The sequence below is a fragment of the [Clostridium] aminophilum genome (genome assembly GCF_900101295.1).
Classification (GTDB): Bacteria; Bacillota; Clostridia; order Lachnospirales; family Lachnospiraceae; genus Clostridium_R; species Clostridium_R aminophilum_A.
Window position 1 is genome coordinate 43,202 of sequence record NZ_FOIL01000009.1, and the last position, 17,250, is coordinate 60,451.

At 54.4% G+C, this 17,250-nt stretch carries 11 protein-coding genes; all 11 read right to left on the minus strand.

Annotated features, from left to right (window positions below; genetic code table 11):
• Positions 1–68: 68 nt before the first annotated feature.
• On the minus strand, positions 69–809 hold the full coding sequence (locus tag BMW41_RS15115; protein ID WP_074648998.1) for a D-glycero-alpha-D-manno-heptose-1,7-bisphosphate 7-phosphatase: 741 nt from the start codon (positions 807–809) through the stop codon (positions 69–71).
• A 39-nt stretch (positions 810–848) separates the two neighbouring features.
• Complete coding sequence (locus BMW41_RS04145) at positions 849–1,562, minus strand: nucleotidyltransferase family protein (RefSeq protein ID WP_074648980.1); 714 nt, start codon at positions 1,560–1,562, stop codon at positions 849–851.
• A gap of 144 nt (positions 1,563–1,706) precedes the next feature.
• The gene (locus BMW41_RS04150) at positions 1,707–4,949 is read right to left on the minus strand and encodes a glycosyltransferase (protein WP_420341566.1); all 3,243 of its coding nucleotides are present in this window, start codon (positions 4,947–4,949) and stop codon (positions 1,707–1,709) included.
• 889 nt (positions 4,950–5,838) lie between these two features.
• Positions 5,839–7,215: an ABC transporter ATP-binding protein gene (locus tag BMW41_RS04155; protein ID WP_074648981.1), complete on the minus strand. Its 1,377-nt coding sequence runs from the start codon at positions 7,213–7,215 to the stop codon at positions 5,839–5,841.
• Positions 7,216–7,540: 325 nt separating this feature from the next.
• Complete coding sequence (locus BMW41_RS04160) at positions 7,541–8,560, minus strand: hypothetical protein (RefSeq protein WP_074648982.1); 1,020 nt, start codon at positions 8,558–8,560, stop codon at positions 7,541–7,543.
• A gap of 232 nt (positions 8,561–8,792) precedes the next feature.
• A complete protein-coding gene (locus BMW41_RS04165) occupies positions 8,793–10,286 on the minus strand; it encodes a carbon starvation CstA family protein (protein ID WP_074648983.1) in 1,494 nt (497 codons plus the stop codon).
• Positions 10,287–10,646: 360 nt separating this feature from the next.
• The gene (locus BMW41_RS04170) at positions 10,647–11,462 is read right to left on the minus strand and encodes a LytR/AlgR family response regulator transcription factor (protein WP_074648984.1); all 816 of its coding nucleotides are present in this window, start codon (positions 11,460–11,462) and stop codon (positions 10,647–10,649) included.
• Complete coding sequence (locus BMW41_RS04175; RefSeq protein ID WP_074648985.1) at positions 11,459–13,291, minus strand: LytS/YhcK type 5TM receptor domain-containing protein; 1,833 nt, start codon at positions 13,289–13,291, stop codon at positions 11,459–11,461. The genes BMW41_RS04170 and BMW41_RS04175 overlap by 4 nt, the downstream gene beginning before the upstream one ends.
• A gap of 246 nt (positions 13,292–13,537) precedes the next feature.
• Positions 13,538–15,550 carry a TRAP transporter permease gene (locus tag BMW41_RS04180; protein WP_242870293.1) on the minus strand — a complete coding sequence of 671 codons (2,013 nt, stop codon included), beginning with the start codon at positions 15,548–15,550 and terminating at the stop codon, positions 13,538–13,540.
• A gap of 72 nt (positions 15,551–15,622) precedes the next feature.
• Entirely contained in the window at positions 15,623–16,123 is a 501-nt protein-coding gene (locus BMW41_RS04185; RefSeq protein WP_074648987.1) for a DUF1850 domain-containing protein, read from the minus strand.
• A gap of 9 nt (positions 16,124–16,132) precedes the next feature.
• Positions 16,133–17,179: a TAXI family TRAP transporter solute-binding subunit gene (locus BMW41_RS04190; protein WP_074648988.1), complete on the minus strand. Its 1,047-nt coding sequence runs from the start codon at positions 17,177–17,179 to the stop codon at positions 16,133–16,135.
• Positions 17,180–17,250 lie beyond the last annotated feature (71 nt).

The window sequence follows — 17,250 nt, forward strand, 5'->3', positions numbered from 1 at the left end:
CCTCAGTCCAGGGTTTACGGCGCCTTCTCCGACCGCCTGCGCACATCTTTGCGGAGCATTTCACTCCCTCAGAGACTGATTCCCGACCGGTTCAGAATCCAGTCTGCGGCCTCCGTCAGATTCTCCGCGTAATAATCGTATTTTCCGCTCTTCGGCGTTCCGTCCGGGTTGAGTCCTTCCGTTTCGGCCTCCTTTGCCCTGAGTTCCGCCCCATAGCCGGTACCGACCAGAACCGATCGGACGCCGAAGCGGTGTCCCGCCTCCGTGTCGATCAGCTTGTCGCCGATCATAAAGGATCTCGTCTTGTCGATCGCCGACACCCGTCTGCGGAATTCCGCATACTCCTCCGCCGTGATGACAACCGGAACCGCATACGGATCATAGGGGAGATCGCCCGAAAATTCCGAACTGCCCCGCGCCGGCCAGCGTCCCGCCGCGAGATCATACTCCGCCTGTTCAAACATACCGGTTTCGGGTTTTCGGCAATGGCATGCCTTCCGGTATGCCCCGATCCCGTGCTCCGGGTGATGCGGACAGTAATAAAACGCATCGATCGCCGCGCCTTTTTTTTCAAGAATCCCGTTGAAATACCGGTGAAATGCCGACACATCGGCTTCCGGATAATATCCTCTTCCGACGCCGGCCTGATTGGTCACCGTCACGAGAAGGAAACCTGCTTCCTTCAGACGCCGGAGCGCCTGTTCCGTGCCCGGAATGATCCGGAGATCTTCCGGTCTGTGGAGGTAATTCACCTCTTCATTCAGCGTCCCGTCGCGATCCAGAAAGATCACGCCCGCGCCGTGCTGCATATTGTCCAAGAGTCGTCCTTCCTGTGCCGAAAATCCGGCTCACCATGTCACTTTACCGGCTGCCGCGTCGCGCCCGAAACGCGCATAGTCCTCCGGAACGCCGATGTCGATGAAATACCCTTTTTCCACGTATCCGCCGATTTTCCGGCCTTCCTTCATCCAGAGCGGAATCATCTCATTTTCCAGTGAAACCTTTCCGTCGGGGATGGCGTCGATCCGCTCCTTCGTAATACAGTAGACGCCGCCGTTGATGGTGCCGCGTCTCTCCTCTCCGCTCTTTTCATTGAAGCCGGTGAGAATTCCTTCCTCAAGCACCGCCTCGCCGTAACGGCGGATATCCGGCACCTCGCGCAGAACCAGCGCCATATCAAGGTTCCGCTCTTCCGCACAGGAAAAGCACCGGGAATAATCCATCGCATAGAAGGTATCCGCGTTCAGGACGAGAACCCGGTCAAAATCCGGATCCATCGCCTTTGCCGCATTTTTGATCGCGCCGGCCGTTCCGAGAAGCTCTTTCTCGTACGCATACCGCGCTTTCACGCCGAATTTCGAGCCGTCGCCGAAATATTCCTCTATCATCTCTCCGAGATAACCGACCGCAAAGGTGATTTCCCGGATTCCCTGTGACGCCAGAGCATGCACAAGGTACTCCGCGAACGGCTTTCCGTTCACGTCCGCCATCGGCTTCGGGCGGTCCGCCACAACGCTGCGGAGCCGCGTGCCGAGTCCTCCGGCCAACAGAATTGCTTTCATGTAATTATGCCTCTTCCTGCTTTATCTTCAAAATTCACCGGCGCATCCCGCACGCCGGGCTTCGGCTTCTCCATCCCATCATTCCTGAGGAGATCTCGCAGACGTTGCGCTCGTACGCATCTGTGTTCATCTATCCGGTGAATGTCACGCTTTCGGCGCTTTTGCGCCGGCGATGCGAAAATCATCCTCGATGACGCTCCAGGCCGCCTCCGTGGAGAAATTCTTTTTCACATAGTCCTGCGTTCCCTGCGCCATGCATGCCAGTGTCTCCGGGTCGCGATAAAGCTTTACCACCGCGTCCGCAAATGCCGCCGGCTCGTCTTCCACGCGGAGAACCGTCTCTACTTCCGGAATTCCCTCCGCGCCGACCGACGTCGTGACGATCGGCATGCCGTCATAGAGCGCCTCGACCACCTTTCCCTTGACGCCTGCGCCGTAACGGAGCGGAACCACATCAATCCGGGTGGTCTCATAGAGTTCTCCGAGCCGTTCCTCGGAGACAAAGCCCTCGACGATGACGCCGTTCTCCGGATCATGAAGCGCCTTGATCTCGTCGGTCGCCTTGGAACCGACAATGTGGAATTTCACTTCCGGAAGCGCCTCGTGAATCCGCGGCCATACATGGTCCATAAACCACAGCACCGCATCGGCATTCGGCGGGTGCGCAAATCCTCCGACAAACAGGAGACCTTCCCTCTTTTCGAAGTCAAGGTTCAGTTTCTCCTTGAATTCGTCATAGACATACGCGGTGATCGCCCTCGCCGGAATCTCCGGATCCTGCACATGAATCGCGTCAATCTCGACCTGCGACGGATAATAACTGATGGCAACCTTGTGCATCAGCGTAAACTCCACCGATTTCCAGTATTCGGACTCGGTTCTCTTCTTCACGTCCCCCGACAGCTCATACTCCCGGTAAAGGCGCATGAAGTGAAGGTCGTGGCCGTAGAAGATCATGGAAATATTGGTGTGCTCCGCAATGAAGTCCACATATTTTGTCGCGATGTGCGGACGGTTGAGATACGCGACCGCAATGTCGTTCTGATGTTTCTCCAGCCAGTCCCAGATACCGGTCTCATACTCCGCTCCGTAGAGCACCTCGATTCCCATCTGCTCAAGCGCGGTCGTGTACGGCTCCTCGTGCAGGAAGTTGTCGCCCAGGAATTTTACCTGATAGCCTTCCTGAAGGAACATTTTTAAATACTGGAACGTCGTCTTCGAACCGGCGTCACGGTCATAGGTCGGCACATAGTGGTCAACCACAAGGATCATCGGCTTGCCCATGCTGCGCTCCCGGGCGCGGAACGGATCCGGATTACCGGTGTTTTCGCACTGGCGCGCAAAGACATCCTTCCACTTTTCTTTCAGTTTCCGGCTGTTCTCCACCTGATAACGCTTGAGTCCCGTGCCGTTGACATCGGTTCCGTTCGATACGCCCTCAAAGTGAATGACCTTGGAAAGCGGCTGATAAACCACCCGTTTTCCGTGCCGTCTGACCTCAAACGCCAGATCGGAGTCCTCGCAGTACGCCGGAGCAAACCGGTCGTCAAAGCCGCCGATCTCCTTCCAGAGTTCGGTGGAGAGAAGGATTGCCGCGCCGGAGATATAGTCGACATCCTTGACATAGTTATACTCGGGCTTGTCCGGATCATCGAGACGGCCGTAGTTCCAGCCGGAACCGTCGCTCCAGATGATGCCGCCGGCTTCCTGCAGCCGGCCGTCCGGATAGACGAGTTTTGATCCCACCATGCCGATGCTGTCATCCGACTCGATGAGATTTACGAGGCTCGAAAGCCATCCCTCCGTCACCTGCGTGTCGTTATTCAGGAACATCACGTATTTGCCGCGGGCCGACTTCGCCGCATTGTTGCAGTTGCGCAGGAAGCCCTGGTTCGTGGCATTCCGGCAGATGACCACATTTTCCACGAACTCCGTAAGGTGCTCGGTCGCATCCTTCGACACGTCGTCCGCGATGATCACCTCATACGTCACATCCGTGGTGTGTTCCAGGATGGACTGCAGACAGAGGTAGGTGTAATGAATCTGATTGTATACCGGAATCACGATGGAAACCGTCGGATTCTCATAATACGGCAGGCGGATCTTTCCGTATGTGCGGTACTCCGCGCCGATCTCGAAGTCACCTTTGACGAGGTTTTTGCCTTCTTCCGTTGTGAGAAGCCGGATTCCCTCCGCCGGGTTCAGGATGCCCCGCTTGATGTAACCGAGGCGCTTTCTGCCTGCCGATCCCTGAGGATACAGATGATTAAACGCTTTTCCGAGCTTTCTCTTCCCCTTGAAGATCAGGGCTTCGTGACGGTTCAGGTAGGCAAGCGTCTTCGCCATCTCCCCGTTTTCATGACGGAGCGCCTCGATGATGGCGGTCAGATTGGTCACATGATTGTTGGTGAGCCGCTGAACCTCGCGGACTTTTTTCAGCTCCGTGTCCTTGGCGGAAAGCTCCGCTTTCAGCTGCTCCACCCGCTCTCTCAGCTCGTCGCGCTCATGATGGGCCTGCGCCAGATCACGGATGGTACGGGGCTGAACAATATATTTTTCCTGCAGATCATACTGATTCTTGCCGTGAACATGGGCCTGGAAACCTCGCTCCATCTTCCGGTAAAGATCCAGAAGCTCCGGCTCGGTGCGGACGAACTCCGGGAAATGTCCCAGAAATTCTTCCTCTGTCATGCCGCCGAGGAAGCCCTGCAGCATCTGCATGCAGTAGGATAAAATGCGGTACTTCACAAACCCGGCCGGTACCGGGAAGAGGAACACCCACTCATAGTCCAGCGCAAACATGCCGTCCTTTGTGCAGATCATGTTCGCAAAGAGGGCATCGATATTGGATGCCGTCCACGATTCATCCGCCAGAAGCGCTTCCAGCTCCTCCCGCGTGCGGCGCGGATTCTCTTTTCCATCCGCACCGGCAACTCTAAACGGATCAAACAGCTCTCCGGATGCACCGAACACATCGAGAAATGCATCCGTCAGGCGGAACGGTCCGGTTTTATCCGGTGCCACACGGAAAATGTCCGCCGCATAAGCCCGGATGATGTCGAACACCGCAGTCAGGTCATCCTGCGCATCCGTTCCGCTGCCCTTTGCCGCTCCCAGGGTCTCACCGATCCGGTTTGCGATGATCTCTGACAGCAGTTCTCCTTCAACATAAGGGAAGCGGACACTCATGCCGTCCCGGATGATCTCCGGTTCCGCATAACGGAGTTCCGCACTCTGCTCCGACAGCAGGCGGTATTTCTCCGCAAAGGAAGTGATGTGCTCTCTTCCTTCCGGGCAGAGCGCGGTTTTTACGACCTTTCGCTCCGGTGTCTCATAGATCTCGGTCTTAATCTGATAGGCCGTATCCCGGGTACTGTTATATTTGATATAGGACGGAAGCTTATCGCAAAGCGCGGCATTCATCGAAGAATCCACGTCGCCCGTTTTCTGCCACACGGCAAGATAGGAATTGGCAAACTCCGGGAATTTTCCGTCTTCCACGGTCTTCTCAAACTCCGCGCCGACATTCATCGGAAGATACTCCGGATAATCATAGATCATCCGTGTTCCCGCAAGATCACCCTGCTTCGGCAAATACCGGTCGGAGAAGATTTCCCCGGCAAAGCGCCAGTCCGGCATCGGATAGTAGAATGCCGCCCCGGGAAGAGATTCCGCCATCTGTTCCCTTGTGAAGGAGACGCTTTCTCTCTCCGCCCCGGCCAGATACTTTAAGCCGTACGTATTCTCCGCCGCCGCAATCAGAATACCGCCGTCTTTCACCAGACGCTTCGCCTGCTCCAGCAGTTTCCTCGCATCCGTGGCCCCGGCGGTATCCGGGGCCGGTCCCTCTGCCCCATTCCGCGTGCCTTCGGTCCCCTCCGGCACATCGAATGCCTCCGGTCCCAGCGCGATGACACAGTCGTAGACCGCGCCATCTTCGATCCGATCGGTAAAAGTGACATGATCCAGCTCACCGTATCGAAGCTCCGCCGTTTTTCGGGATGCATTCTCCGCGGCAAGCACGGTCAGATGTCCCGCCTTCTTCGCCAGAAGGCCCGTCGCGGCGCCGAAATCCGCGCCGAGCTGCAGGATCTCCGCCCCCTCTTTCACGTCAATCCACTCCAGAAGATTTTCGCGCAGCGGTGCAAACGCACAAAGATACGACAGATTCCGGTTTTCACGCAGAATCCGTTCCGTATCACCGTGATATCTCTCAAGAATCGCCAGAACTTCCTCCGCGGAGTCCTTGATCTTCGTTCCGTTCATGTTGTTTTCCTCATTCCTTCCCCAGTTCCGCGATCGCTTCCTGCAGGTGGTCTTCCGTGGTCTTCATGGCCGCGGTCTGAGAATCCATGTCATACAGGCCGACCGTGTTCTTATTGGAAATGACTGTCATGCTGATCACGTCATACAGCCGGTGATAGACCACGTGCTCTCCCTGCTCGAATCCGGTGCAGCTCATGGAGAGCAGGTACTCACCGCCCTGAAGATTCATCTTCTGACGGAATTCCACGACATAGACATCGCCCTTCCTGACCGGCTTGATATCCGTCCCCTCGTACATGGTGTTGGTTCCTGTCAGATCCGTTCCCTTCTTGTCTTTGATCGTATAAGTAAAAATCGGTGCGGCAATATCCGCATGGAACCTGATAATCTCGCGAATGGTGAACATTTCCCCTTTCAGAAGAAGGTTCGTGACATTGCCCCTCTGATCGAGAAGACCCAGGTCAATGAACTCGGCACGGCCGTCTCCGTACTCTTCCCGGTTTCCGTTGATCACCATCTGATCCAGCATTTTTTTCTTTGATCCGCCGGCAGCATCCTTTCCGTTCTCCAGTGCGCCGGATTTCTCGGCAACGACTTCCTTTTCTCCGGAATAGTCGTTCATCTCCAGATCTTCTTTCAGCTGATCCATCTGTCCGGCCAGAATCTTCTTGTAGAGATCCACCATTTTCCCGGCGCTTCCCTGCGCGACGAAATCGCCCTTGTTCAGCACGACAACCTTGTCGCAGTACTTGATGATCGAGCCCATATCATGCGTAACCATCACGATGGTGGTGCCGTTCTTGCGGATCTCCTCCATACGGCGGTAGCATTTTGCCTGGAAGAAGACGTCTCCCACCGACAGTGCCTCGTCGACGATCAGGATCTCCGGATCGACATTGATGGCGAGCGCAAACGCCAGCCGGACGAACATACCGCTGGAATACGTCTTGACCGGCTGATAGACGAAATCGCCGATCTCGGCAAAATCAAGAATATCCTGGAGTTTTTCGTCCATCTCCTTTTTGGTGTATCCCATCATCGTGCCGTTCATGTAGATGTTCTCAATTCCGGTGTAATCCTGGTTGAATCCCGCCCCGAGTTCCAGAAGCGCGGAGATCTTTCCGTTTACCTGCGCGGTTCCGGATGTCGGCGTGAGCACTCCGGTGATGATCTTCAGAATCGTGGATTTTCCCGATCCGTTGGTTCCGATGATGCCGACAGTCTCGCCTTTTTTTACATCAAAGGAAATATCGTTCAGCGCGTAGAAATCTTTGTGATAGCTCTTGTGCGTCGGATTCATCGACTCCTTCAGACGGTCGATCGGCTTGTTATAAAGCCTATATATTTTAACAACGTTTTTTACTTCGATTGCGTTCTCCGGTGACATGTTACCCTCCGAACATAGTTTTCCACATTAACCTCGACAGTATAGCATATCACACCGTTAAAAAACAGTCAAAAACCGCCGAAAAACCTTGAAACAGAACATATTTCCCATAACCTGACATCCTTCGCAGGCAGTTTCTGCGTTACCGGAATTTCAGAGATGTCTCTTATAACACAAGATCAAGCCGGACAGGTCAAAATACTTTCACCCGTCCGGCTTTCCCTTCCGTTAAAATCTGTTTCAAATTCCGTTCCGCCCCTTTCCGCCTCTGATCCGGACCGGGTTCAGAATTTCGTCCGGCAGTTCACCGTTCCGCCGACGACTTTCACTCGTAATTCATCACAAGGAACATCGGCTTCACCATGACCACTTCATCGTGCTCTTTCTGGGAAACTTCCACGGTATAATTCAGCTTTCGAAGGTCCTCCTTCTCCACCGCCAGCGCCTCCGCCGCCGAGGATGCTCTTCCCTCACGAACCACACGGATCATTCGCTCCAGCACCACCGGATGCGCATACTGCGCCGGAACCGGAAATGTCTGTCGGCCGTCCGACTCCTCATCCACGATCTTTGCCATCGCCTGAAGTGCCGACTCCCAGTCTTCCTGTGCCGCCTTCCTGTTATTGCGGCCGGTCGGCAGAATTCTTGAAGAGACCACCGCAAAGATCGCCGCAATGCCGAAAAGGACAAAGTAGACGGCTCCGCCCATTCCCTGAATGATGGAATATACTCCAAACAGGGCCGCAGCGGCGGCGAGTCCGAACACAACCATGGCGGCCAGACGATAGGTCGGGCTGATATGGTCAATGATGCGTTTCTGTCTCGCGGCATGCGCCAGCTGTGTATACTGAACCGGATGTCTCCGGAGCGCGTGTTCGGCGGCGGTGAGATCCCTTACTGCCGCGTCCTGTTCCGGTGAGAGTTTATCCAGATATCTGGCCCGCTCCTTCGCCTCCGCTTCCTTCAGTTTCCGCTCCGCCTCTTCACTGTGAAGGCGGATATCCGGATGTGCGGTCTTCAGCTGGGCGAGAAACAGATCGACTTCGTCTTCAAATTTAAAACTGCACTGATGCTCCTCACCCGAACGGGTCAGAACCACGAGATACGCGATGGAACCGAACATTCCCTTTCCGGTAAAACCGCCCTTGCTCATGGCGACGCGCTTAAAACAGCGGCTGATGTCACTGTATCGGATGTAGCACCGGCGTTCCAGAAAGAGACTGCCGATATAAAGTGCCTTCTCTCCGAGTCCGCACGGACCGATCCGAAGGCATCTGCGGGCATCTTCCTTCAGAATGTCATCCCTCAGTTGTGATGTACCGATACATACCGGTTTTAAAATCATATTCCCTCCCCCTGAAACCATCTGTTTTTCACTCCGACGGTATCACAGGAAAGCTCCGCAAGCGGTCATCGACTCACTTCCCCTCATTTCTGAGGGCGGCTCGACGGCCTTCCATGATACAGTCAAGGGCGGATGAAGTATTCTCCGTCCGCCCTGTTTGTTTCGCTTTTTACTTCTTCTGTCTGAGTTTCAGTCCGTCATCCGGTGCGCGATGGCGAATCCTGCGCCGTGATTATGCGGCAGTTTTCGTTCCGTCGGACATTCTGTGCTTTGCGGACGCCTTCATGAACAGTCCCAGGAATACGACAGCGACCACGATTCCGAACGGATACGCAAAGGCTACGTTGTTCTTAAAGAACGGAATCAGGCCGAGACACTCCGGAGCCATGCTGAAGTAGGTTGCGGAAACCGCAGACATAAAGGTTGCCGGAACCGCGGTGATCCAGAAGTTCTTCTTCTCAGAAGCAAGATACATGGATGCAGACCAGAGAACGAGCATTGCCAGTGTCTGGTTGGTCCAGGAGAAATATCTCCAGATAACCTGATAAGAGAAGAGTCCGAAGGAGTTTCCGAATCCAAGGAATGCGCCGCAGCCGAGCAGCGGAACGCAGAGTTTCAGACGATTGACATAGGATCCCTGATCCAGTCCCATCCAGTCGGCAAGAGTCAGTCTTGCGGAACGGAATGCGGTATCACCGGAAGTGATCGGACATGCGATAACGCCGAGCATGGCAAGGATCACACCGAGAGAACCCATGGTCTTTACACAAACATCATAGATGGCTGCAGACTGTCCTGCACCGAGTGCCTCGGAAAGTCCGGTGTTCAGTCCGCCGGTCACCTCATAGATCGAGCATCCTGCCGCTGCCCATACGAGAGCGATGACACCCTCTGCTACCATGGCACCGTAGAATACAAAATGTCCCTGTCTCTCCGACTTCAGGCATCTTGCCATCAGCGGGGACTGTGTGGAATGGAATCCGGAAATCGCGCCGCAGGCTACCGTGATGAACATGAAGGACCATACCGGTGTATTTGCCGGATGCATGCTGTAGAAGTTGGTCCAGATCTCCGGTGTATGGAATCCATTGAGCGGCATTCCGATTGCAACGCCGACAGCCATCACGATCAGGCAGATACCGAACAGCGGATAGATCTTACCGATGATCTTATCGATGGAAATAAAGGTTGCGATGAAATAGTAAGCAAGAATGATGGCAAGCCATACCGCGGTATTCGCAAACGGTCCTGTCACCCCCTTCTCGCCGAGGAGTTTTACCAGAAGTCCTGCCGGTCCTACTGCAAATACAGTACCTACCATAACCAGAAGAACAACGGAGAACACTCTCATGACTGCCTTCATCCTGTTGCCGAGATATTTACCGGTAACTTCAGCGATGGATGCGCCGTTATTTCTCTCACTGAGCATACCGGAGAAATAGTCGTGAACGGCACCGGCAAAGATCGTACCAAAGGTGATCCAAAGGAATACGATCGGGCCCCAGAGAGCACCCTGAAGTGCGCCGAAGATCGGGCCGAGGCCGGCAATGTTAAGCAGCTGAACCAGGAAAAGCTTCCACTGCGGCATGACAACGTAGTCAACGCCGTCATTGATCGCAACGGCCGGTGTCTCACGATCATCCGGGCCGAAGGTGTTATCGACAAGTTTGCCGTAGGTGAAGTATCCGCCAATAAGTAAACATAAACAAATAACAAAGCTTATCATACTATTCCCCTCCTGTAGTATTCGCCCTGTCGGCCCTGCACCCACGGGCCGGCGATTGCCTGTTATTATCTTAATTATATTCCCGGCGAAACCGTTTTCAACTGTCTATTCCGTTTTTTCATCATAATTTCCATAATAATTCAGGTCTGCCCTCCGCGATTGTCCAAGTACATTGACAATGCCTGCGGATCCACGGTTTTCCTTGCTTTTTTCGGTGTTTCGGCAGAGGCTGTACCGGAGCATTTCCTTATAACGACAAATTTGTGCAGAATACGTCAGTTTTCGACATATTCTGCACAAATTACAGGATGCGTTATTCTTATTTTTATGCTTGCGTCCGTTGCTTTTTAGAATGTTTCGTTATTTTCCAAACAGACTCCGAAAGTCTTTCAGCTGGGTCCGGCCAATGGGGAGCTGCTCATCTCTTCCCTTCATGCGGACACTGTAACCGTTGTTGTACCCCGGCACCATCTCCTCCAGCCGGTCAAGGTTGATCAGGTAGCTCTTGTGAATCCGGAAAAAACGGTGTCTTGCAAGCTTCTGCTCGTAATATCCCAGTGTTTCTTTCTGCTCGAAGGAACCGTTTTTCGTATGGACCAGACACTGACGGTTCTGTGCCTCAATGTAGATGATATCCTTCACTTCCACAATTCTGAAACCGGTCCCAAGTGTCAGAAGGATGCTGTCCGGTTTTTCCGCGGACAGCTCATGGCTGCGGTCATTTCCTGCCGGAATATCCTGCTCCGCCGTGTGCGGTGTGTGTGCGGTGTGCGCGGCATCGGCGCCTGCTCCGGCTCCGTTCTCCGAAGCCGCAGGATTTCTCCAGGTCCGGACGCGCTCCATGGTTTTGCGGATCCGCTCCAGATCAAACGGTTTCAGCACATAGTCGAGCGCCCCGAGCTCAAACGCCTTCACCGCATACTCCCGGTACGCCGTCGCAAAGACGATCTTGGTATCCGGCGCCTTGGACCGGACCATGGACGCCAGTGTCGTCCCGTTGGCACCGTTCAGATTGATGTCGACAAAGCAGACGTCAAAGTGTTCCTCTTCCAGCAGCTTCAGAAATGCGTCCGCCGTCGACGCCTCCTGTATTCCTGCCTCCGGCTCGCACTGCTGAAGAAGCCAGATCAGTTCGCTTCTTGCCGGTCTTTCGTCATCCACTACTGCGATTTTCATTCCGCATCTTCCTCCGTCTTCAGGTTGTTGGGCAGTACCAGCCGCACCGTCGTTCCGCTCTCGCCGGTCAGAATCTGCATACTCGCCGCCTTGCCGTAAACGGCCCGGAGACGTTCCTGCACATTCAGCATACCGATCCCGATACTCTTAAAGCTCTCTGTCTCGGCTCCGTGAAGCCGGTCCAGAACATACTGCGGGATTCCGGGCCCGTTGTCCTCCACATCGATCAGGGTGTTGATCTCCTCCCGGTGAATCCGGATGGAAACCCTTCCAACCTCACGCTGCATGGCGCCGTGATGCACGGCATTCTCCACAATCGGCTGCAGAATCAGGTTCGGCACCCGGCAGATACAGTCTTGAGGCTCCGCCTCCACTTCCACGATCAGCCGTTCCTCGAACCGCGCCTTCTCCAGTTCGAGATACGCCTCCACATGCTCCATTTCCTTTTCCAGTGTAACCTTTTTGTTGCTGTCCGTCAGCATATTCCGGAAATACGAGCTCAGGGACTGGAGAAGTTCCCTGGCCCGGTCCGGTTTCTCCCGGCAGAAGCAGGAGATCGTATTCAGCGCATTGAAGAGAAAATGCGGGTTGATCTGGGACTGCAGCGCCCGGTACTCCGCCTTCTGCAGTTCGTCCTTCTGGTGGTCCATCTGTGCCAGCTGAAGCTGGGACGTCAGGAAATGCGCCAGTCCGCCGATAACTTCCTCATCTGCCTTCATGAACTGCACGCCGCGGCGGAACAGCATAACCAGAATATAGCAGTTCGCCTCATCCGGCTGAATCGGCGCAGCCATGATCAGACTTTTACCGTAGAGCGGATAAAATGCGTCCTCCGGAACCGGGACATGACTGATCCTCGTATTCTTATAGGTCTTTGCCGCCATCAGCAGTCTCGGATAGTTATCCTCACTCAGCGTGATTGCGCCGAATTCCTCGCTTCTGGCCAGAAACCGGCAATCCTTCACAATCGCCGCACCCTCGCAGGCCGGCTCCTCATTCCGGATAATGTTCACAATCTCATCCGCACTCCCGTCGGCCTCCAGCCCGTTCCGCAGAAACGGCGTGCACTGTTCGGCAATGCGCAGGGCGTTGCTGACTTTTGCCGCCGACTCCAGATCTGACTGCCGCATGGCAGAGTTGAAGACGCCGAAGAAAATCACAATGCCGAGTGAATTCATGATCAGCATCGGAATCATCACGGACCGGACGATCTCCACGGCAGTCACGCGGTCCTCCACCAGGGTGTAGACCAGAATCAGATGAATGAGCCCGGCCGCAAACGCCGCCAAGAACAGGACCACCGCCCTCATCTGGCTCTTCATTTTTCCGTGACGGATCATTTCTCCGAGGGCTGCGCCGATGAAGCCCTGAATAAATGTCGCCGCAATGCACGCGAGGGTGCTTGCCCGCTGCGGAAAGACCAGATAGCGGTGAAGCGCCGCGATCAGCGACGTCAGAATTCCCGCCTCCGGTCCGCCCAGAATACCGGCGGAAAGAATGCCGATCACCCGGGCGTTCGGAATCGATCCGTTCATCTGAACACCGATGCAGTCCGAGACGATGCAGAACAGGCCGAAGCAGACACCCAGCAGGACTCCCCGGACCATGCGGAAACCGGTGGCATTTCCGCCCTGTCCCGGTTCGCCCTCGCTGCGCCGTTCATCCGCCGGTTCCTCCTTCCCTTTTTGAGAAAAACGTCCCTCAACCAATCCTCCGTACAATTCGCCGGCAAGAATTCTCCGGAAAACCGTAAGACTCGTCATTCCCTCCGCGATCAGCACGAGGATCGATATATTCATCAGAAGGCTCATGAAAACTTCGTAATCCATGCACCGTCTCCTTCCATTTCTGCTCTGATACTGATTATACACGATAAAGCACGAACCGGGCGAGCATTCGTGCTCATCCGGCGGCGCTGCGCAGGACAACAGGTTCAAACAGCCTGTCAGCCCGCAATAATACAAAGGCAGCCCCGCATCCGGTGATGCGAGGCTGCGGATCGGGTTACGTCTGCCGCGGAGGACATCTCCGGTCAGCCATAACTGCCTATCAAATCATGTCTTAAAAATCCAATCTTATGCCGCCGTCGGTGTGACACCGTTCTTCTTCTGGATTCCTTTCTGAATCACGAAGAGAACAACGGCGATCGCTACGCCGATCAGGTCGGTAACCATACCGGAATCGATCAGCATGTAAGCGCCGACCAGCGCAGCTGCACGGAGAACTACATTGACATTTGCATAGAGGAAGCCCTCAACCGCAACCGAGATCAGGAATACGCCGATGATCGCGGTGATCGCTACACGCAGGCCTGTTGCAATCGGGGTATCAAGCAGCAGAAGCTCTGTGTTGTAAACGAACATGTACGGAAGGATAAATCCTGCAAGTGCCAGTTTTACGGATGCCCATCCGGTCTTCATCGGATCGCCGCCGGAGATACCTGCCGCCGCAAACGATGCCAGTGCTACCGGCGGTGTCAGGTTTGCAAACATCGCGAAGTAGAAGCAGAACATGTGAGCTGCGATTGCCGGGATACCGAGCTGTACCAGCGCCGGAGCGGCAACGGTGGATGTAATGATGTAGGACGGAATGGACGGAAGTCCCATGCCGAGGATCATACAGGTAATCATAGAGAATACCAGTGTAAACAGCAGGCTCTTTCCGCCGATCATAACGATGGCATTTGCCAGGTTCAGCGCAAATCCGGTGATGGAGCATACGCCGACGATACAACCAACGCAGGCGCAGGCAATCGCTACGGATACGGTGGAGGTTGCACTCTTCTGCAGTGCGCCCAGAATGTCATTCAGGCTCATTCTGGTGTTCTTTCTGAGCTGTGCTACCACGATGGTGCAGATGATGGAGTAGAACGCCGCCATGATAACGGTCTTGCCGGAGAAGAACAGCATGTATACGAGGAAAATGATCGGAATTGCCAGATGTCCGGATTCCTTCATGACCTCGCCGATCTTCGGGAGATCCTCCTTCGGGGTCGGCTTCATTTCCAACTTGTCGGCACGCATCTGAATCTGGAACAGAATACCCATGTAATAGATGACAGCCGGAATCGCTGCGGAGATCAGCAGGGAGCTGTACTGGATTCCCAGAGTCTCTGCCATGATAAATGCCGCAGCACCCATTACCGGCGGCATCAGCTGTCCGCCAACAGAACCGGTCGCAACAACCGCACCGGAGAACTCTTTGTCGTAACCCTCGCGCTTCATCAGCGGGATGGTGAAGGAACCGGTGGTAACAACAACGGCAACGGCTGCACCGTTGATCATTCCGAGAAGACCGGAAGCGATGATCGCTACCTTCGCCGGACCGCCCTTGGACCAGCCGGCAAGCGCTGTCGCAATGTCGTTGAAGAACTTACCCATTCCGCACTTGTTCATGAACTCACCGAAGCAGATGAACAGGAAGATATAGGTGGATGCTACGTTGACGGAAGAACCGAAGATACCCTCGGTGTTGGTGTAGAAGTTACTGAAGATCTTCGGCAGAGTGTATCCTCTGTGGAGGAAGATTCCCGGAACGTTGACCGGAATCATACCTGCTCTGACACCCATCAGGGCATAGAACACGAAGATCAGGGACAGGATCGGAAGGGCCAGTCCGCATACACGTCTGGTTGCTTCCAGAACCAGCACGGTCAGGATCGCTCCGATCATGACGTCGGTCGGATTTACCACGCCCGCGCGGTTTACAATCGACTTATAGTTGATACACATGTATACGGCGGTCACGATCGAAAGTGCGATCAGTCCCCAGTCATACCATGCGATGTTCTTGCGGCTTGCCTTCTTGGTTGCCGGATACATGGCAAACGAGAGAACAAGCATCATTGCCACGTGAATTGCTCTGTGACGCAGTGTCTCCGGTGTGTAGAGACCTGCTGCAAATACCAGATGATAGATCGTGATCACCATGCAGACGATCTTGAAAAGCTTATCCATGATCGGGGAGACAAATGTTCTCGTCTTGCTCTCCTTGTCGAACTTTTCGAGAAGTTCCTGCTCATTCACTGCCGGTGCGGTCTCTGCCGAGCCTTCCGCAGTCTGGTTCGCGCTCATTTTATTATCGCTCAAACCTTTACCCTCCTTCATTTACGATCCCCGTCCGCTCCGGCATTTTCAGCCGGCCGGCGGAGAATTCTGTTTTCATCTTTCATCGACATAGACCGTCACCTTTGCGTGATACGGCATGTCGGAACCTTTGATCCATTCTTTCTCATTCACCTGAATGGACTGCAGCGCCGTATCCGAGCTGAAGAAGTTGAATCGGTCGAATACGCTTCCGATGTTGTCCATATAGACCAGGCCGTCCTCATAGCGGTAGTCCACGTCCATTTCCGCCGGAATGCCCGCTCCGAATCCTGCAACCGAGATCGTCTCCAGAAGAAACGTCCGGTCCTCCTGAACCCGGTAGTATTCATTCCACGGAATGTGTTCAAACGAGTGGATCCACCGGAACTCCACGCGGTCGCCCGTGCGGATTGGAACCTGTGCGTAGATCTCGCCGGTCTCCTGATTCTCACAGAGGAGAACCTCCTCCGGGAAACATTTCCGGAGTGCCGTTGACGCCGGAATCAGCAAAAGACCCAAAGCGGTCATCATGGCCGCAAGCATTGCCTGAAGTCTCAGATGTTTGTCGAATCTCATATCTCTTCCTTACGGATTGAGCGGTGTCTCGTATCCGTGTTCTTTCCACCACTTTGCCGCGCCGTTGTGCAGCGGAATCTTCAGATCATTGACGCCAAAGGAGACATCGATATTCTTGTCCGCGGTGTTATGGCTGGCCTTGATGGCAGCGACATCATTGAAAATGCAGTCGAGCATGTCATATACCAGATCATCGGAAAGCTGCGCGTTTGCAACAAGGATGTTGTATACGAATACTGTATCAACCTCCTCATTGTTGCCGTAGGTTCCGACCGGAATGGTAGTCGCCGCGAAGAACGGATACTTCTCGATCAGACGGTCACGGCCCTCGCCGTTAATCGGAACGATCTTCATATCATAGCTGAATGCCAGCTCTGATACGGTGGAGTTCGGAATACCGGATGTTACGAAGGCCGCATCACACTGGCCGTTCTTCATCTGGTCGATAGCCTCACCGTAGGACAGATAATCGACGTTACTGTCCTCGTAAGTCATTCCGTATGCCTCATAGATCATTCTCGCGTTCAGCTCTACGCCCGAGTTCGGAGCGCCGACGCCGACTCTCTTGCCCTTCAGATCTTCTACGCTGTTAATGCCTGTTCCCTCAACGGTTACCAGCTGTACGTAGTTCGGCCAAAGTCTCATGACCGCGCGAAGATCCTCTTTCTTCTTTCCTTCAAATGCCGCAAAGCCCTCGTACGCCTGCACTACGGAATCCTGCATGGCAATGGCAAGCTCCGCGTCATCCTGCGAGATCAGGTTGATGTTCTCGACCGATGCGCCGGTCGCCTGAGCACTGGTCTTATATCCTGCATTATTCAGAACCTTTGCGATGGCTCCGCCGATCGGATAATAGATACCGCTGGTAGGACCGGTCGCCACGGTGACGAACTCACGCGGACGATCGATTCCGACTTTTGACGGCTTGACGTTGGTGTCTTCTGCTGCCGTCTCGTTCGCTGCGGCAGATGATGCTGCGCCGCCGCAGCCTGACATGGAAACCACAGTTGCTGCAAGCAGGACACAGGAAATTGCCGATTTGAACAATTTCTTCATGAATACCCTCCTTATTGCTTCTCAAACCCCTCTTGTTTAAGAAATAACGATTACGGATAAAGTTTATAAAA